This window comes from Methanobrevibacter sp. (assembly GCF_045611865.1).
Taxonomy (GTDB): domain Archaea; phylum Methanobacteriota; class Methanobacteria; order Methanobacteriales; family Methanobacteriaceae; genus Methanocatella.
Genome location: NZ_JAZKXX010000035.1, coordinates 31,407 through 49,096 on the forward strand (window position 1 = coordinate 31,407; position 17,690 = coordinate 49,096).

Annotated in this window: 16 protein-coding genes; all 16 read right to left on the reverse strand. The window is 33.2% G+C overall.

All coding sequences use genetic code 11. The features are described from left to right. The 16 genes from ACKI32_RS03690 to ACKI32_RS03765 all read right to left on the reverse strand — a co-directional run bounded on the left by ACKI32_RS03690 (window position 1) and on the right by ACKI32_RS03765 (window position 17,680). Window positions 1–1,089, reverse strand: a complete 1,089-nt coding sequence (locus ACKI32_RS03690; RefSeq protein ID WP_407413609.1) for an ATP-grasp domain-containing protein — start codon at window positions 1,087–1,089, stop codon at window positions 1–3. Then, on the reverse strand, window positions 1,073–2,395 hold the full coding sequence (wecB, locus tag ACKI32_RS03695) for a non-hydrolyzing UDP-N-acetylglucosamine 2-epimerase (protein ID WP_407413611.1): 1,323 nt from the start codon (window positions 2,393–2,395) through the stop codon (window positions 1,073–1,075). Before wecB ends, ACKI32_RS03690 begins: the two co-directional genes overlap by 17 nt. Before the next feature lie 61 nt (window positions 2,396–2,456). After that, window positions 2,457–2,795: a hypothetical protein gene (locus ACKI32_RS03700; protein ID WP_407413613.1), complete on the reverse strand. Its 339-nt coding sequence runs from the start codon at window positions 2,793–2,795 to the stop codon at window positions 2,457–2,459. Window positions 2,796–2,854: 59 nt separating this feature from the next. After that, the gene (gene truA / locus ACKI32_RS03705) at window positions 2,855–3,718 is read right to left on the reverse strand and encodes a tRNA pseudouridine(38-40) synthase TruA (protein WP_407413616.1); all 864 of its coding nucleotides are present in this window, start codon (window positions 3,716–3,718) and stop codon (window positions 2,855–2,857) included. Window positions 3,719–3,762: 44 nt separating this feature from the next. Continuing rightward, window positions 3,763–4,323 (reverse strand): GNAT family N-acetyltransferase, encoded by a 561-nt coding sequence (locus ACKI32_RS03710; RefSeq protein ID WP_407413618.1) that lies wholly within the window; start codon window positions 4,321–4,323, stop codon window positions 3,763–3,765. A 435-nt stretch (window positions 4,324–4,758) separates the two neighbouring features. Continuing rightward, complete coding sequence (locus ACKI32_RS03715; protein ID WP_407413620.1) at window positions 4,759–6,120, reverse strand: MATE family efflux transporter; 1,362 nt, start codon at window positions 6,118–6,120, stop codon at window positions 4,759–4,761. Window positions 6,121–6,221: 101 nt separating this feature from the next. Next, a complete protein-coding gene (locus ACKI32_RS03720; RefSeq protein WP_407413622.1) occupies window positions 6,222–6,833 on the reverse strand; it encodes an ABC transporter ATP-binding protein in 612 nt (203 codons plus the stop codon). Next, window positions 6,823–7,770 (reverse strand): oligopeptide/dipeptide ABC transporter ATP-binding protein, encoded by a 948-nt coding sequence (locus ACKI32_RS03725; RefSeq protein WP_407413624.1) that lies wholly within the window; start codon window positions 7,768–7,770, stop codon window positions 6,823–6,825. Before ACKI32_RS03725 ends, ACKI32_RS03720 begins: the two co-directional genes overlap by 11 nt. A gap of 13 nt (window positions 7,771–7,783) precedes the next feature. After that, window positions 7,784–8,638, reverse strand: coding sequence for an ABC transporter permease (locus ACKI32_RS03730; protein ID WP_407413626.1), 855 nt, complete (start codon window positions 8,636–8,638; stop codon window positions 7,784–7,786). Beyond that, window positions 8,628–9,614, reverse strand: a complete 987-nt coding sequence (locus ACKI32_RS03735; RefSeq protein ID WP_407413732.1) for an ABC transporter permease — start codon at window positions 9,612–9,614, stop codon at window positions 8,628–8,630. The genes ACKI32_RS03730 and ACKI32_RS03735 overlap by 11 nt, the downstream gene beginning before the upstream one ends. 75 nt (window positions 9,615–9,689) lie before the next feature. Further along, entirely contained in the window at window positions 9,690–11,297 is a 1,608-nt protein-coding gene (locus tag ACKI32_RS03740; protein WP_407413628.1) for an ABC transporter substrate-binding protein, read from the reverse strand. Between the two features lie 224 nt (window positions 11,298–11,521). After that, window positions 11,522–13,939, reverse strand: a complete 2,418-nt coding sequence (locus ACKI32_RS03745) for a heavy metal translocating P-type ATPase (protein ID WP_407413630.1) — start codon at window positions 13,937–13,939, stop codon at window positions 11,522–11,524. 18 nt (window positions 13,940–13,957) lie between these two features. Continuing rightward, complete coding sequence (locus ACKI32_RS03750) at window positions 13,958–14,332, reverse strand: ArsR/SmtB family transcription factor (RefSeq protein ID WP_407413632.1); 375 nt, start codon at window positions 14,330–14,332, stop codon at window positions 13,958–13,960. A 103-nt stretch (window positions 14,333–14,435) separates the two neighbouring features. Continuing rightward, on the reverse strand, window positions 14,436–14,900 hold the full coding sequence (locus ACKI32_RS03755) for a DUF2124 family protein (RefSeq protein ID WP_407413634.1): 465 nt from the start codon (window positions 14,898–14,900) through the stop codon (window positions 14,436–14,438). A 51-nt stretch (window positions 14,901–14,951) separates the two neighbouring features. Continuing rightward, window positions 14,952–15,362 carry a pyridoxamine 5'-phosphate oxidase family protein gene (locus ACKI32_RS03760; protein WP_407413636.1) on the reverse strand — a complete coding sequence of 137 codons (411 nt, stop codon included), beginning with the start codon at window positions 15,360–15,362 and terminating at the stop codon, window positions 14,952–14,954. Window positions 15,363–15,421: 59 nt separating this feature from the next. Next, entirely contained in the window at window positions 15,422–17,680 is a 2,259-nt protein-coding gene (locus ACKI32_RS03765; RefSeq protein WP_407413638.1) for an ABC transporter permease, read from the reverse strand. Between the last annotated feature and the right edge of the window lie 10 nt (window positions 17,681–17,690).

Consider the following 17,690-nt stretch of genomic DNA (forward strand, 5'->3'; position numbering starts at 1 on the left):
TTATATTCTCCTAATTTCTAATTCATCGCCAACTTTTTTAAACTCGACTTCACCATCTAAAGAGATATCCAAATCATCAATGACAATTTCACCATTTAATAACTCAATTATTGATTTTCCAATATTAAAATTGGCTATTTTAGTTAATCCAACATATGGAGTTGTGAATCTTGAGTTTATTTCTAAAAAGTAAACTGAATAAACGTCTTTTTCATCAGCATTAATTAACAAATCAACACCAACAAAACCTTTTATACCATCAATAGCTTCAACTGCTTTAGTTGCAATTTCGAATGCTTCTTGTTTGAATTTAGTATCATAAGGTAATTTTCCACCAGAATAAGCTCCTTCAACACCAGTTAACTCAACAAATTGCTTGTTTAAACTTATCGGAATAGATTTTTTACCATCTGAAATTAAACTAACACTTATATCTGTTCCTTCAATGTACTCTTGGACTATGATTCTTGAACCTGGTTTAAAAATGTTTTCTAAATCATATGACAAATCTTCAATATTCTCTATTACAACAATATTTTCACAATCAACACCAATTAATGGTTTTATAATTAATTTTAATGGAGTTAACGGGTCTTCAGCCTGCCATTTTTCATGTAAGTTTTCAATGGCTCTTTTCCAATATCCCTTTGGATCTATCTTAAATCTAAATGACCTCGGTTGAGGCACTACATTAAATAGATTTTCATAAGTTTCAAATTTATCAGATGCCTTAAGACAAGCTTCTGCTGAAGAAGTAAATGTTTTGACATTATTTTCTTCCAGAATTTTAGTAATACGATAAAGATTATTATTGTTTTCAGCGGCAATGAAAATAGCATTATTGAATTTTGCCGCATTTTCGCAAAGCCAATCAATTACATCACAATCAATAAATATCGGATTGACATTATCATATTTATCTAAAACGTTCTCATAGGATTCATTGATTACCAAATCTACTTTAAAATCAACCAATTCATCCAAAAGTGAAAAAATTAAGGCTTCAGCTTCTGAAATGATAGATCTGTCTTTTTCACTAGAAGCCGTAAAGTACTCGAATACTAAAATAGACTCATTCTCGTTTGTCATAAGTAATCATCATACCGTTTAAGTTTAAATCATCAGCAGGGAATCTCATTTTATCCCCATCAAAGACCATATGGACCAAAGCGTCTTCTTTTGCTTCAAAGTCTTTGACAGTGATGTCTTCATCAATTGAAATCATTTTTCTTGTAAATGAAGACATGATATCTTCAGGAGCTTTGATGTCTAATAAACCATCCTGATAATACTGTTCAATTGCATCAACAGTTAATTTAGCAGAATCCCCTTGACCATAAGGATTTGGAGCATTTTTCATTGCATTTGCAAATTCTTCATCAGATAGAATCTTTCTAGCATTTTCCAATATGACATCCTTATCTGAACCAACTAAAATATTTCCCCCAGCAGTTACAGTTTCTGGTCTTTCCGTATTGTATCTTAAAGTTAAAGCAGGTACATTTAATGTAATTGCTTCTTCTTGAAGACCCCCTGAGTCTGTTAGGATTAAAGTTGAATTAGAAGTTAAAAGTAAGAAATCAAGATAGCCTATTGGTTTTACAATATGGACATGTTCCAAATCATTTAATTCATCGAATAAACCAAAATTTTGTAAGGTATTTTTGGTTCTTGGGTGAATTGGAAAGATAATGTTCATGTCCCTTAATTCTTTTAATGCACCAATGATATTTGTTACCCTTTGCTTATCATCAACGTTTTCTGCCCTGTGCATTGTCAAAGTTAAGATATTTTCCATGTTTTCAATATCCAACTCTGCTAAGGATTCTTCTTCAAAACCTCTTTTTTTAGCTATTTCCAAGTGTCTAAAACAAGCATCTACAACAGTATTTCCAGTAATTAATAAGTTTTCTCTTGAAAATCCTTCAGCCAGAAGATTGATTGCTGACTGTTCGGTTGGAATGAAATACATGGTTGAACAGACATCTGCAGCCATCCTGTTAATTTCTTCAGGCATGGTCATGTCAAATGACCTAAGTCCAGCTTCCACATGACCTACTGCAATGTGTAATTTAGCACATACAAGTGCTCCGGCAAGCACCGCATTGGTATCACCCTGCACAAGAACTATGTCAGGTTTTTCTTCTAAAAGAACCTCTTCAATACCTTGCATCATTAAACCAGTTTGTTTACCATGAGTTCCTGAACCTACATGAATATTATAATCCGGAGCAGGGATTTCCAAATCTCTAAAGAAATTATCGGACATTTCCTTATCATAATGCTGACCAGTGTGTAAAATTATTTGGTCAATGCCTCTATTGGAAATTTCATCAATAATTGGGGCCATTTTAATGATTTCTGGCCTTGTTCCTAAAATAGTTGCTATTTTCATAATATCACTTATCAATATATTTATAAAAAATAGGTTAAATAATTTTTAGAAAAAAATTTGATTAAAAAAAGATTAAAAGTGAATCTACAATAAAATTACCTATTGCTATAGAACCTATTACAAAACCTAATGAAGTAGAAACTGCAAGCATTGCAACATTAAGTAAAAATGCTTCTAAAAGCTCAGGTACTGAAATTTCACCTTCACCACGTATTTTAACACGAAGACTAGCAATAATAGGCATAATAGAGATAATTGCACCAATACCCACAATAACTATGGTTGCAATAATCCATAAATTAGGATCATCGTGATAAACTGCAAGATAATATCCTAAAGCAAAACCAATAATAATATCAAGTATGGAATACTTATCAAAAACGTCATACACAAGACCCATAATACACCTTCCAATATTATATAGATTTATCCACCATTTAAAAGTTTTTATAAATATAATTATCCCCGTACATCCTTCAAACTTTTTATCATTGACTCACGAATAGCATATTTTTTCTGCAAATCTGTTAGTGAATCAACTAAATTTCGTCTAAATCTTTCGCAGGCATAATCGTCATATTTAAATTTAATACCATCATACTGAATATCCATTAAAATCAAGTAATCTGGTTCTAAAACCTTAATGTATGCCCTTGGTTCATCTTCAGAAGGATTCAATAACTTTTCAACTTCATCCAACCCCATTTTGCCAATGGCCACATCAACAAATACCCTCATCATTTTCCTTACCATATTCCATAAAAATGACTCTCCATAAATATCAACAAAGATTGGAGAAAGAGTATCATGAAGATTTGGAAATTCCTTTTTGTGATAGTCATCCAAATCAACTTTTGTGATTTTAATATCATCAATAGTTCGAGTAGTTGTTTTTTGAAAACGTTTTGTGAAATTTGTAAAGTTATGTGTGCCTTTAAACACATCTGCAACTTCTCTTAACTTATCGATGTCTAAATCTTGGAACAACATATAACGATATTGTCTCATTTGAGCATATCTTGGTTTAAAGGCATATCTTACAGGAGCACTAGCTAGAATCTGGATATCATCAGGCAGGGAATTGTTGATTTCATTTACTCGAACTTCTTTTTCTGATTGAAAACTGATTACATTACCCAAACTATGAACACCCGCATCAGTTCGGCCTGCAATTCTAAATCTGGAAGCTTTTAAATCATCAATGTAGTTGAGTTTACGTAAATGATAAATTAACTCTTCTTCAACGGTTCTGAGGTCAGGTTGTCTTTGAAAACCATGAAAATTAGTTCCAATATATCCAATTTTAAGTGCTGTTCGCTTCATCACTATAATATTAAACTCAATGTAAAATAAGCTTTTAGGAAAATTTATAATTTTACAGCATATTTAAAATCATTTGTTTGAGGATTAATTTCCAATTCGTGGATTTGTTTATCCATATGCACTGTTTGAAGCTCATCGTTTGCATCCACACTAATAACAAATCCCATTTTCTTCCAAAATTGAAGAGCACCTTTCAGATTTTTATGAGTGTGCAAATAAATGTCCTTATAGCCAGAGGTATTTGCAAAGTTTTCAGCCACACAAAACATTTTTGAAGCTAAACCACAGCGCCTATATCTTTCATCAACAAACAATCTCCATATGCTGGATGTTGTGTCTTTAGAGTACAAATGCCTAAATGCTGGAAAATCTTTATCATATGATCTAATTCCAATTGTTGCTATAATTTCACCTATTTCACTATAAGCAACGTAAAAATTATTTCTTTTAGGGTTAATATAATATTCTTCCATATTCATAATATCTTGATGCCATTCAGGAACGTAATCAAACCCCATTTCTTTTTTAATCATTTTAAATAAAAATTCTTGAACCTCAGCAATTTGTTCTGAATTTCCACTTAATTCTTTAATAACAACATCCATATTAATCACTTTAAAAAAAAAAGTATTACAATTTATAAATAATTTATTCTATTAGTAATACTTTTTAATAAATTTTGAATACTTAATATTGATGAAGTTCAAATTAGTATATAAAATTTATTATTTGATTATTTTAAAAAAATAGAGAGCCACATCGAAAGGTCATTAAGCATTGAAAATACTTCAAATTTCGTTATTTTAAAATCACAGTGAAATAAAAAAATAGGAAAATAGTTTGAAGCAATAGGAGGAGAGAAAGGCATATCTGAAAGATAGGTGTTTTGGCAGTATGATAATAAATTCAAAATCTATTTACTTCAAACTCCAATCAATAATATATCCAACATAGTATAAATACTTTTTTATAAAAAAGTATTACATTATTATTAAAAAAATATAAATAAGTATTAATTAACTAAAATGGATAAAAAAACATTACCTCAAAAGTTTTTTAATAGACAAATCTGCCCAAATCAAAGTGATATTATTAGAAACAATTTCACCTAAAACAATACCCATCCAGGCACCCCATACACCATAACCCAAAACAACACCTAATAAAATAGCAAAAAGTATTGTAAATCCTGTTTCTCTCATAATTGTTTGAAACATTGCAGTTAATCCCTTTCCAATTCCTTGGAAAACATAAGTTGAAGCAACTCCCACAGCCATTGTTGGATAGTAAATTACAATCCAAGATAGAAAACCAGTCAACTCTGAAGCAATTCTTATGCTACTTCCACTAGAAGCGAATATTGATGCAATATCACCTGCAAAAAGATTAGTCAAAAAGGCTACAACAAATGCAATTACTATCGAAATTTTCATTGCATATCTATGGACAATCTGAATGTTTTTATAGTTTTTAGCACCATAATTAGCTGCAATAACACTAATTAAAGCTGTTCCAATAGCTAAAAGTGGAGTTGTTCCAATTGTCACTATCCTCCAACCGGTCGAATAAACCGCAACCGAATCTGTTGACCCGACAAAAGTTAGGAGTGCTGAGAAAATTGCTGCAAAAAATGCATTGTTTAATAGCTGAATGCTAGCTGGAATACCAACTTTAACTATGTCTTTTGAGATGCTTCTTTTAAAATCAAAATTGCTTGCACCAATCTGCAGGTAAGTGTCTTTCTTTACATAAAACCAATAGCACAAAACAAGGATTACGAAGAGTGATGACAACAAGGTTGCTATTGCCGCACCTTTAACTCCCAGATTCAATGAGTATATGAAAATCGGATCCAAAACCATGTTCAAAATAGCTGAAGATATCATTGCATACATCGGCCTAGTTGTGTCACCCTCACCCCTAAAAATACCATACAATGCATTTGAAAGTATAATGAAAACTGAACCTAAAATGATAATCATGCCGTAATCAGTTGCATAAGAAATAGTTTGACCGACACCCATGGCATTTAAAATTGGATTCAATGAAAAAAACAATATTACCGTAATGATTAGAGAAACAACAATATCCAATATGATTGCGTGAACTGAAGCGTTATCTGCTTTTGTCTTATTGTTCTCACCAAGATACTTTGATATTGCAAAAGCAGCGCCTGCTCCTAGACCATTTCCAAAACCTACTAAAATCATAAATATTGGTGTGAAAAAACCAACCCCCGCAAGGGCATCAGCCCCTAAACCAGACACCCAAGCAGCATCAATAAGATTGTATAAACTAGAAATGAGTAATGATATAATCAAAGGTATAGACATGTTAATTAATGCTTTTTTAGGATTTCCAAGCATTATATCTACATTATTTGATGAATCATTACTTAACATAAGTAATAGTTAAAATTTATTCAAATATAAAATTAATTATTTAAAAAAAGAAAAAAATTCTAAAATTAAAATAGTTATTATGAAATTTGCATATTTTAATTTTAGAGATTGTTTATTTCATCAAAAAGCAAAATATCATCACATATAACTTCAAGCAATTCCGGGTCGTGACTAACCGCCAATATTCCAATATTATTGGCTTTAGCATAATTTATCAGTTTTTCCCATATTTGTACTTGAGTTACAGCATCAAGCATTGTACTAATCTCATCAGCAATGATAAATTTTGTTTTTGGATTGAGAGCTCTCAATATACTGAAACGTTGCAGTTCCCCACCGGAAAGTTCACTAGGCCAACGAGTCAACCATTGATCCTTAAGACCAAATGTATCCTTTAAATCTTGTGGAGGAGTCCATGATTCGTTCAATACTTTATCCATCTTCCATTTAGGATTCATGGTTTTTTCCGGATGTTGAAAAATCAATTGTACCGGGTAGAAATCCTTATCTGGAATTTTATTACCATCAATAGTCACTTCTCCAGAATAATGAGTAAGATAACCAGAAAGTATTTTGCATAATGTAGATTTACCACTACCACTATCACCCATTAAACCAATAATTTGATTACTATTGAGAGACAATGAAACATCTTTCAATATCTGTCTTTTCTTATTATATGAAAAAGTAATATTCTTTGCTTCAAGATTCATCATTAGCCCCCTCGAAATTAAAGCATCTAATCATTACACCCTCATGTTCAATTAGTTCGGGCTTATTATCCTTACACTTGTCTAAGCGAATCGAACAATTTTCCCAGTAAGGACATCCCGGAAGGTCCTCCAATGGCTGAACACCTTCTGTCAACTTGAAACCGTTTCTTGGAAGAGAATTGATTAAAGCTTTAGTGTATGGATGCAATACATTATCCACGTTTTTGAAGTTTTCAACTTTGTTGATTTCTATAACATAACCGGAATAGAAAATTGCAATCCTATCTGCAGTCTTTAAAGCAACATCAATTTCGTGAGTAATCAGTAACACGCCTTTACCATGCTCTTTTAGATTCTTAATATCCTCAATTGTTTCTTTGACACTTTTCGCATCAAGACCTGGTGTTGGTTCATCAGCAATTAACAAATCCGGGTCGCCAATCAAAGCTGTAGAAAGCAATACCTTTCTTGCCATACCTCCGGACAATTCAAAAGGATATAAATCATCTACGTTTTCATCCAATCCGTATCTGGCAAAGATTTCTCTTTGCTTTATCTTTTTCTCGGCATGTTCCTTTTCATCCTTACATTCACCGATTGCCTGTTCAGACACTTTCATAAGAGGATCCAAGAAATTAACTGATTGAGGTATCAGACAGATTTCTTTTCCCCTTATTTTTTCTTTCATCTCCTGGTCTAAAAGATTGCATTTATATTTGATTTCCCCAGTTACATTGGAGTTATAAGGTAGAATCCCTAAGATTGAGTGAGCTAAAAGACTTTTACCTGAACCGCTGGAACCCAATACGGCAACGATTTCTGCTTCATCCACGTCTATTGTCAAATCTGATATTACCTTTGAATCGTGCCTATTCAATCCCTGAACGTATTGTGTAAAAGATATTGATAAATTATTTACTTCTAACAATTTTCCCATAATATCACCCAATCTAGTTATTTGCCTGTGAAGGATCAAATAATCGTTTTAAGTTATCGCCTATAATATCAAACAACAATACCACTATCAACAGCGCAAGACCTGGGAAGAATGCCAGCCACCAAGCACCCATTGCAAGATATGTCATTGATTCCGCCAATATAATACCTATTGCAGGTTCATGCGGTGATAAACCGAATCCCAAGAATGTTACGCTTGATTCGTGCATGATTGCATGCGGGAATACCAATAAGGTTCCTACGAATATTTGAGACAATACTAAAGGCAGGATATGTTCTTTTGCAATCCATAGTTTGCTTTTACCAAATCTTCTGGATAATGCAACATATTCTGATGTGTTGATTTGCAGCACCTCAGCCCTAAGTACCCTAGTTAGGTTAACCCAATGCGAGAACGCTACCGCCATCATTACACCGAAAGCCCCTTTACCTAAAGCAATGGATATCATCATAATCAATAGGATATGAGGTATTGATGCGAATAAATCGATTAACCATGATACGAATTCATCACAGAACTTGTTTGTGCTTGCAAGAAACGCCAAGAGTGTAGCTATAATACTGGATAATACTGAAGCGACAATTCCAATCATAATACTCAAACTTAGACCCTTGAGTGTTCTGACGAACATGTCTCTGCCCATCCAGTCAGTACCGAAAATATGTTCAAATGATGGAGGCTGCATTTTTATAGCAAAATCTGTAGGCAAATTAGCGTTAATCATTGTTCCACTAATAAAAATGACCAGTAAAAGCAATCCAGTAAGCCCAATAGTTAAAAGTGTTTTTTGCCTTAAGTTTAGAGAACTAAACAAACCCTTATTATACCATGGAAGCTCACTCATCATCCTCACCTCTCAATCTTGGATCAACATATTGATAAATCAAATCAGCAATGAAATTTCCTGCAAATACGAAAATGGTACTGACAATAACGATACCTAATAATAATGGAACGTCAGACCTTAATCCTGCAGCAACTGTTGCTTGGCCAATACCAGGATATGCGAAAACCTGTTCAACAAGAATTGTTCCACCGAATAACTCATTGAATGATAAAAACTGAATTGTGATTGCTGGAAGCAAAATGTTTCTTATTCCGTGATTTTTAATTATTCCCCAGAAACTTTCGCCTCTAGCCTGTGCAAATAGGAAATAATCACTTTTTTTAACACTAATAAGTTTATCCCTTGTATACATGGTAAGGGAAGCAATACCTACAATACTTAATGTTATCGCTGGCAATATCAACCTATATAACCATTGCCAAAATGTTACCGAGTCTGATAATTGCCCAATCGGAACTGAAAGCCCAATAGGGAACCAACCTAAATATACTGAAAAGACCATTAAAAATACTAATCCTATCCAAAAGGTAGGTGTAGATTGTAAAATGTAACAATAAGTTTTGATTGCTCTATCTATCCAAGTTCCTTCTTTTGCACCTGCAACTACACCTAATCCAAAACCAACAACAGCAGAAATTACCCAAGATACAGCCATAAGAGTAAATGAAGCTGTGAATTTTTGAGCGATTACTTCAGTTACAGGCACTCTATAAATCAATGAGAAACCCATACTTCCAGATGCCAAAGTATGAAGCCAACCAAATACTCTTTCACCTAAAGATAAATTTGTTCCCCAGTATTCACCCACAATAGCTAATTGCTCTTGACTGACAATTCTTTGCCCAAGATAAGCTTTAACAGGATCGATTGGAGATAGTTGAATCATTATAAAACTGATTGCTGCAATTACAATTAACAAAATTAGTAATCTAATAGCCTTAAATCCTAAGAATTTAGCTAACTTTTTATTGTTAATTTTAATCAACTCTTATCAATTTGTTAAAAAAAAGAATAAAAAATGATTTATAAAAATAAATCATTTTAATTTAAATTATGCTTCTGTTGCATTAATACGTGACCAATCGTAGATGTTACCCCAGATATCTCCACCGTGTGGGTAGATGAGGTGAGTACTATTGGAAATATCTAAATCATCACTTACGAAGTAAGTGTAATCAACAGTTCCAATCCATAAGAATGGATATTCGGAAGTAGCTTGTTGAGCTGCTTGTGACCAGGTAGAGTATGAAGCATTTAAGTCTTGAGCCATTGCTGCATCAATTAATGAGTCTACAGCAGTGTTGTTAAGAGCTTCAGGGTTATCATAACCTACACATGCTACTCTTGAATCATATTGGTGTTCAATTTCGTATGGGTCAGCTGAACCGAATCCCCATACTACTCCTTGAGAGTATTTGTTAGGGTCGATGTCGTCCCAACTTCCACCTACAGGTGTTACATCAATACCGATTTTTTTAGCTTGTTCTGCAACAGCTACAGCAATTGCTTGTCTTTCTGTTGCTTTTGAGTTATAGTAAACAGAGAATGCTGCAGGTTTTCCATCTTTTTCAACGATACCGTCACCGTCAGTGTCTTTCCATCCAGCTTCAGCAAGAACCGCTTTTGCTTCATCAATTTGACCATCTTTGAATGTGGATTCAAATGCCCATGGTAATTGGCTAGCAACACCATTGTAGGATACATTACCATATCCATTGAATGCACCATCTAATAATGCTTGTCTGTCAATACCAATGTTTAATGCTTCTCTGATAGCAGGATCACCAGTTACATTGTTACCAATAGCTATACCCTCTTCATTGGTTTTTCCTTCATCCATTTGTGTAGGTAATGAGATTCCCCGTACGTCAATAGAATCGAAGTATTCCATGTGGTATCCATCAATTTTTTCATTAGCATATGCTAATTGTACTTCAGCAATGTCAACATCACCGTTTTTAACTGCTGCAAATGCTGCATCAGGATCAAGGAATAAGTTGGTTATTTTTTCGAAGTATGGTTCTTCACCATAATAATCAGGGTTTTTCTCTAAGATAAATTGTTGACCTTTATCCCATTGAGCTAATTTATAAGGTCCAGAACCGATTGGGTTTTGACCGTATGAATCTTCATTATAATTAGCTTCTGGAACAATTCCCACATCAGTTAATTTGTTAACAAATGTTGAATCTGCTTTATCAAGAGTGAATACTACTTTAGTATCACCATCTGCTTTAGCTTCTTTCATTGAGCTTAAATCTGCTCCTTCACCTAATTCTTTTGCTTTATTATATGAGAATGCTACATCTTTTGCGGTTAATTTAGAACCATCTGTGAATTTTACATCATCCCGAATTTCTACTGTGTATGTTTTTAAATCATCAGATATTTCATAATCTGTAGCCAAGTCATTTACAAAATTATTGTCTTTGTCTCTTTTTAAAAGTGTACTTTGAATAAGTGGTTCTGTTCCAGAATCGTGGTATCCCCAACCATGCATTGGGTCGAAACCGAATTCCGGTTCTTCACCGTGAGCAGCAACACATGCAACCAATTCATTAGGAGCATGTTCTGTGCTTCCTCCGCCCAAAGCAACTGCAGCTATAGCAACTATTGCGATAACAGCTACTACTGCACCGATAATATACTTTGTTTCCATTTTATTTTCCTCATTAAAAATTGATATATTAAATCTAAAGTAATATCCACTTTTAGTTATTACTAAATTATAAAAATATAAGAAATAAGTAATACTTATTTCTATAAAGATATTACAATCAATATTATAATTTTAAGAGTATATAAAAATTACGATTATATTTCAAATTAGTATTACTTTTTTAATATATGCCTAAATCAAAAAAATAGAAAAAAATAAAAAGATTAGAATAGTGGATCTTTCACCATTCCAATTCTAAAGGAGTTTAAGATAACAAACAATGTCAAACCTAAATCTCCAAAACCAACAGACATCATCAATGTAATAATACCCAAAATAGCAAGAATTACACACAGTAATTTAACTGCAATAGCCAAAGTAATATTCTGCTTAATAATACCCATGGTCTTATGGCTTAAGGAGAACAGATATGGGAGTTTTGAAATATCGTCCTGCATAAGAGCAACATCCGCTGTTTCAATAGCCACATCAGAACCTGCCGCACCCATTGCAATACCAATATTAGCACGTGCCAGGGCCGGTGCATCGTTAATGCCGTCACCAACCATAGCCACATCACCAAATTTATTCCTAATTGTATCCAAAATGTTTAATTTGTCTTCAGGAAGCAAATCTGAGAAAACATGCTGAATACCTATCTCTTCAGCAACATTGCTGGCTGCCATTTTATTGTCACCGGTGAGCATTACAGTCTCAACACCTTTGTCTTTTAAATCAGCAATGACTTTAGAGGCATTTGACCTTATTTTATCGGATACTGTAATTAAACCAATGAAATTTTTAGCATTTCCAATGAAAACAACAGTTTTGCCTTCAGCATAACTTTTTATTTCATCCCTTGAAATATCAAATGAACTTCCTTCAATTAAAGACTCATTAGCCGCATAGAATTGCTCACCGTTAATGTTAGCAATGATTCCTTTGCCGGGAACATTTTTAAACTCTTCAATTGTATCGAAAATAATATTGTTTTCATCAGCATAGTTTACAATTGCTTGAGCAATAGGGTGAGATGATTGGGATTCCAAAGAAGCTGCAATTTCGATAACTTCTTCAGCTGAATAGCTCTCATCCATAACTTTTACATCACTAAATACCAATTTTCCTTCAGTTAATGTACCAGTTTTATCAAAGATTACTGCTTTAACATTGCGCATTTCCTCGACATAAGTACTACCCTTGATGATGACTCCATTACGGGTAGCTGAGGTGATTGCAGATACCATTCCAACCGGTGTTGAAATTAAAAATGCGCATGGACAAGAGATTACTAAAAGTGAAAGAGCTTTATAAACCCAGTCAGTTAAGTTTTGACCAAATAACAATGGTGGAATAAATGCAACACAAATTGCAGCAACCATCATGATTGGAGTATAATATTTGGCCACTTTTTCAACCAATGTTTCAGTTTCAGACCTGTTGAGTTGGGATCTTTTGACTAAGGTTACGATTTTTGAAATGACTGAATCTTTAGCAACTGTGGTTACTTTAATTTCTAGATAACCATCTTCATTAACAGTTCCTGAAAATACATCATCCCCAACTTCCTTTAAAACTGGAACACTTTCACCAGTAATTGAAGCTTGGTTAATTGATGAAGAACCGTGGATTACTTCACCATCTAAAGGCACTTTATCTCCAGGTTTAACAATAACAATGTCTCCAATGTCTACTTCATCAACGTTTCTTATCTCTTCTTTGTCTCCTACTTTAACTCTTGCAGTGTCTGGAGCAATTTCAACCAATGCTTTAATTGAACGTTTTGCTCTATGTTCGGCATAGTCTTCTAAAAATTCTGCAATATAATATAGGAAAGTAACGGCAGCACCTTCTTCAGGATGCCCTATAATAAATGATGCAACACATGCAATACACATCAACATTGCAGGACCAATTGTGTGTCTGTTAACTAATGATTTATATGCTAAAATAGCTATTTCATAACCTGCAATAGCCGCACCAATCATATATGTAATAGTGACAATTGTCGGGTCAAATGATAACCATTCAAAAACATGTCCTAAAACAAATAATATTCCACTTGCAACGATGATTTGGATAGGCCTATTAACTATTAATGGTTTTCCTTCAGCCAATAATTCTCCATTTCCGTGTGAATGTTCATGGCCATGGTCATGTTCATCTTCATCAGCACAATCTGGACAAGCACATAAACTGAATTCAACATCATCATCGTCATGACAACCGCAATCATCATCTGTACAAACATCTTCTTTTGCATGGTCGTGACTATGCTCATGCTCATGATGCTCGTGACCGTGGTCATGATGATGCTCATGGTCGTGACTATGCTCATGCTCATGATGCTCATGACTGTGATCATGGTCATGATGATGCTCATGCTCATCATCATCTGCACAATCAGGACAACCACAAAGACTTATATCAACATCTTCATTATGATCAATTTCTTCTCTGTAATCATATACACTTAAATCAGTTTTTTCCTGATAATCTTTCAACAATTGTTTATCATAATGATTAGGATTTTCACAGTGAATTTCATCACAATTTGGGTCTAAACAGATGTAATTGAAATGTTCTGGATTGTGACAGTTTTCGTCATCACAATCTGCATCATAACATCTATTTTCTACCATAGTATCACCAATTAAAAATTATTCTAATATATGTTCTAAACCTACTTTGTAAATCATCTCAATATGAAGGTCAGTAAGTGAATATCTTGCCATTTTGCCTTCTTTTTGGTATTTGACAATATTATTTGCACGTAATATCCTTAATTGATTTGAAACAGTTGTTTGATTTAAACCCAATGCTTCTGAGATATCACATACACATAAATCATCAACACAAAGTAGTGAAATAATTTTTAATCTTGTTGGATTTCCGAATATTTTAAAAAATTCTGATAAATCTGAGTATTCTTCTTCTAAAAGCATTCTCTCTTTTACACGAGCAACTGCATCTTCATGAGCATCGAATACTTCACAGAGATCATCATTTTCATTTTCAAGATTATTATTTTTCATATTATCACATATATTATATGTTTACATATTATGATATGTTTATGTATTTAAATGTTGTCATATCATGATATTGTGATATGTTATTTTAAAAAAAATAATGGTGCTATTTTTTAACAACACCAGTTAATGTCCCATCAATGACACAATCAAAATCTATTTTTTCCAACCAGCCTGCTTTAGCAAACATATCCATAAAACAAACTCCAATCAATAGGCCATTTTCCTTTAAAATGTCTGCAACTAAAGCCTTCACTTCTTCAGTATCAACATCATACTTAGGCATAGATAGGCCGCCCAATAATACGACCACATCAGATTCATTAGGGTTAGAAACTTCGTCTTTTAGGACCATAGCATAAGGTTTAGCATCAAACTGATGGCAATCACCAACATCCAACAATGGGATGAAATGAGTTTCCTTATCTCTTACAGCATAGGCCAACAATTCAGCAAACGGAGTGCAAACTCCCGGAGAGCCAATGAAAGTGATTTTTTCTGCATCTCCAACTTCATCCTTAAATGTGACGAGTTGTCCAGTAATTCCTTTCCATTCAAAAACATCTTCCATGAAAATCATCCAATTAACTATAATACTAAAAAAAGAAAAAGGAATTTATAATTAGAAATTATAGGATTCCATTATTTCGCCAGCGATATTTCTGATTTCAGCAGTGGCCTCTCCCAAGTGGAAAATGGCTAATTTGAAACCTGTTTCATCATTATAGATACTTTCTAAAAATTCATTACCCTTAACAATACTATCAGCGAAGTCGTAACTTTCTTCAAACACTGCTTTACCATAGTATCTTAGAAAATCAGTTTCAACCAATGCGACAATTTCAACGTAAGGATTTTCACAAATTTGCCTATAAACTTCTTTTTGATTTCCTACACCAAAATAGATCTTGCCATCTTTTAGCAAATGGAATCCAAGAGGTCTGTTTTTAGGTTTATCTTCATCTACAGTTGCTAAGAAAAATACTTTTGCTTCATTCATAAATTCATCAATTCTTTGTGCACCTTCTACCATTTTATCACCTTTAAGTAATTATATACTAAATTAAATATTTAAATTTAACTAAAACAGAATTAATCAACATCTTTTAGGGCTTCAACCATATTTAAATCATTGATTTTATCTGAAAACAATAAATTAACACCAATTGATATTGTAAATGTTATAACAGCCACCAATAATATATTTCCCCAAGTTAGTGATGGAATATAATAAAGTGAATCCCCCGCAGCATTCATCATTAATGTCATAAAGTAAAATCCTAGCGGAATTCCCAAAATAAAACCAATAGCTGTGAAGATTATATTTTGTGTTAACAATAACTTCCTTAAAACATTGGTCTTAAAACCTAAAACCTTTAAAGTAGCAATTTCTCTTTCCATTTCTGTAAATGATAGAATACCTAGATTATATAAAACTAAAATAGCCAATGCAACTGCCACAAAAGTAACGACATAAACCATCATCATTACTGATTGAGTTATGGAATCCCAACTTTCTTTCATTTCATCAATAGTTGAAACAGATTTAATGGAATCAAAGTTCTCACCGAACTTTTCTTTAGTTAAAATGTTAGATGGTGTAAAATCTAAACCTTGATCTTCTAGGGTATCTGGAGACATTATTAAACCTTGTGAAATTGGTTCTGCATGGATTTGACCAATTTTTGATACAACCCAATTATCACTTCCAACTATATGCCACTTGATTTCATCTCCAATGCCCAATTTAAACCTATCAGCAAGTTTAACCGAAATAGAAACATCCCCTTCATCAATTTCAATTGGATTTTTATTACTGTCAGTATATGATATTAAATCCGTGTTATTTGACACCAAAAGCGATGCCCTATCCTCTATATCATTTGCTTTAAGCTCAATTAATTGCTGCATGATAAAACTACCATCAGTCTCATTCAAGATATAGTAGACTTCCAATGGATTTGCTTCATTTGAAAGTAACAGTTTTGATTCAAAATGACTAATGTCATCATATTCCCATGTCTTTAAATCATTCATACTATCATTCATACCAAATGCTGCAATTAAAAGTGCAACACAACCCATTACTCCAACTATTGTCATTAATGCTCTAAATTTATTTCTTCTTGCATCACGCCAATTCCAACGAAGATTGAAACTTAAATGCCTCCAAAATCCTGATTTTTCAATTAAACTGCTTGATGAAACATTCGGAGCTTTTGGCCTTAAAGTATTTGCAGGATTTTCTTTTGAAATCCGCCTACATGACAAGTAAGTGACTAAAACAGATGATGTAACCATCAAAAGAGCCATGTAAATGAAACTCATATCAAAACCCGGATTCCAACTTGGCATACTATAGGTTGCAGTCATTGTTGGATAAAACATTCTAGGAATTATCATTGGTCCTGTGATTAGGCCTAAAATGGCCCCTGCTAAAACTGGCCAAAATCCATAAGACAAATAATGCAATATTATCGTTTTATCTTTATAACCAACAGCCTTTAAAATTCCAATTTGGGTTCTTTGGTGTGTAATAATCCTAGTCATGGTTGTTAAAAGTGTTAAAAATGTAACTAAAATAAATACAATCGGAAATACATCCCCAATCATTTTATGCTGACCCATTTCATCTGAAAATTTAGAAACACTGATTTGATCATCTTTTTTAGTAAATGACAAATAATCAATCGAATCATCTAATTTATCTTTAAAATCACTACTGGAATCATTATATTTGACAAGTAAGGTATTGTAATCCAAATCTCCAGGATATGCCTTATATGATAAATATGCAAAACCAATTTGTGAAAAATCAGGAGTTAACGAAGATGGAGATGATTCATAAATGTATTCCGGAGAATAACCCAACCCCTTAATCTTTTTTGTAATGGTCAAATTATCAAATTCAAAAGTTATCTTATCTCCAACCTCCAAATCACGAGCATCAGCAAAACGTTCATCCAACCAGACCCCAGACGCATCCGAGGGGTCAAAATCCTCACCCTCAGTTGAATAGAATTTGGATATCGTTCCTTTTTCAACAAAGTGCAGCGTGATGTCAGGCTTGTCCTGCATATCTGAAACAGACTGAACTACAGCTTGCCTATCAGTTTGTGTAGAAAATTGGCTTATTTTATCGACTGATGAATCATCAAAATCAGTATTGTAAATCCAACCATCAGCCATGTTAGTTTGTGTGTAATAATCATCGGAAGTCTGAACTAATCCATAATACTCCCCATAAATTCCACAGTAAGCAAAAATACCCAAAAATGCCATTAGAAATATAGCAATAAACTGTGTTTTATTGATTTTTATATCCCTCAGCATTTTTTTAGATAATGACATAGTATAATAT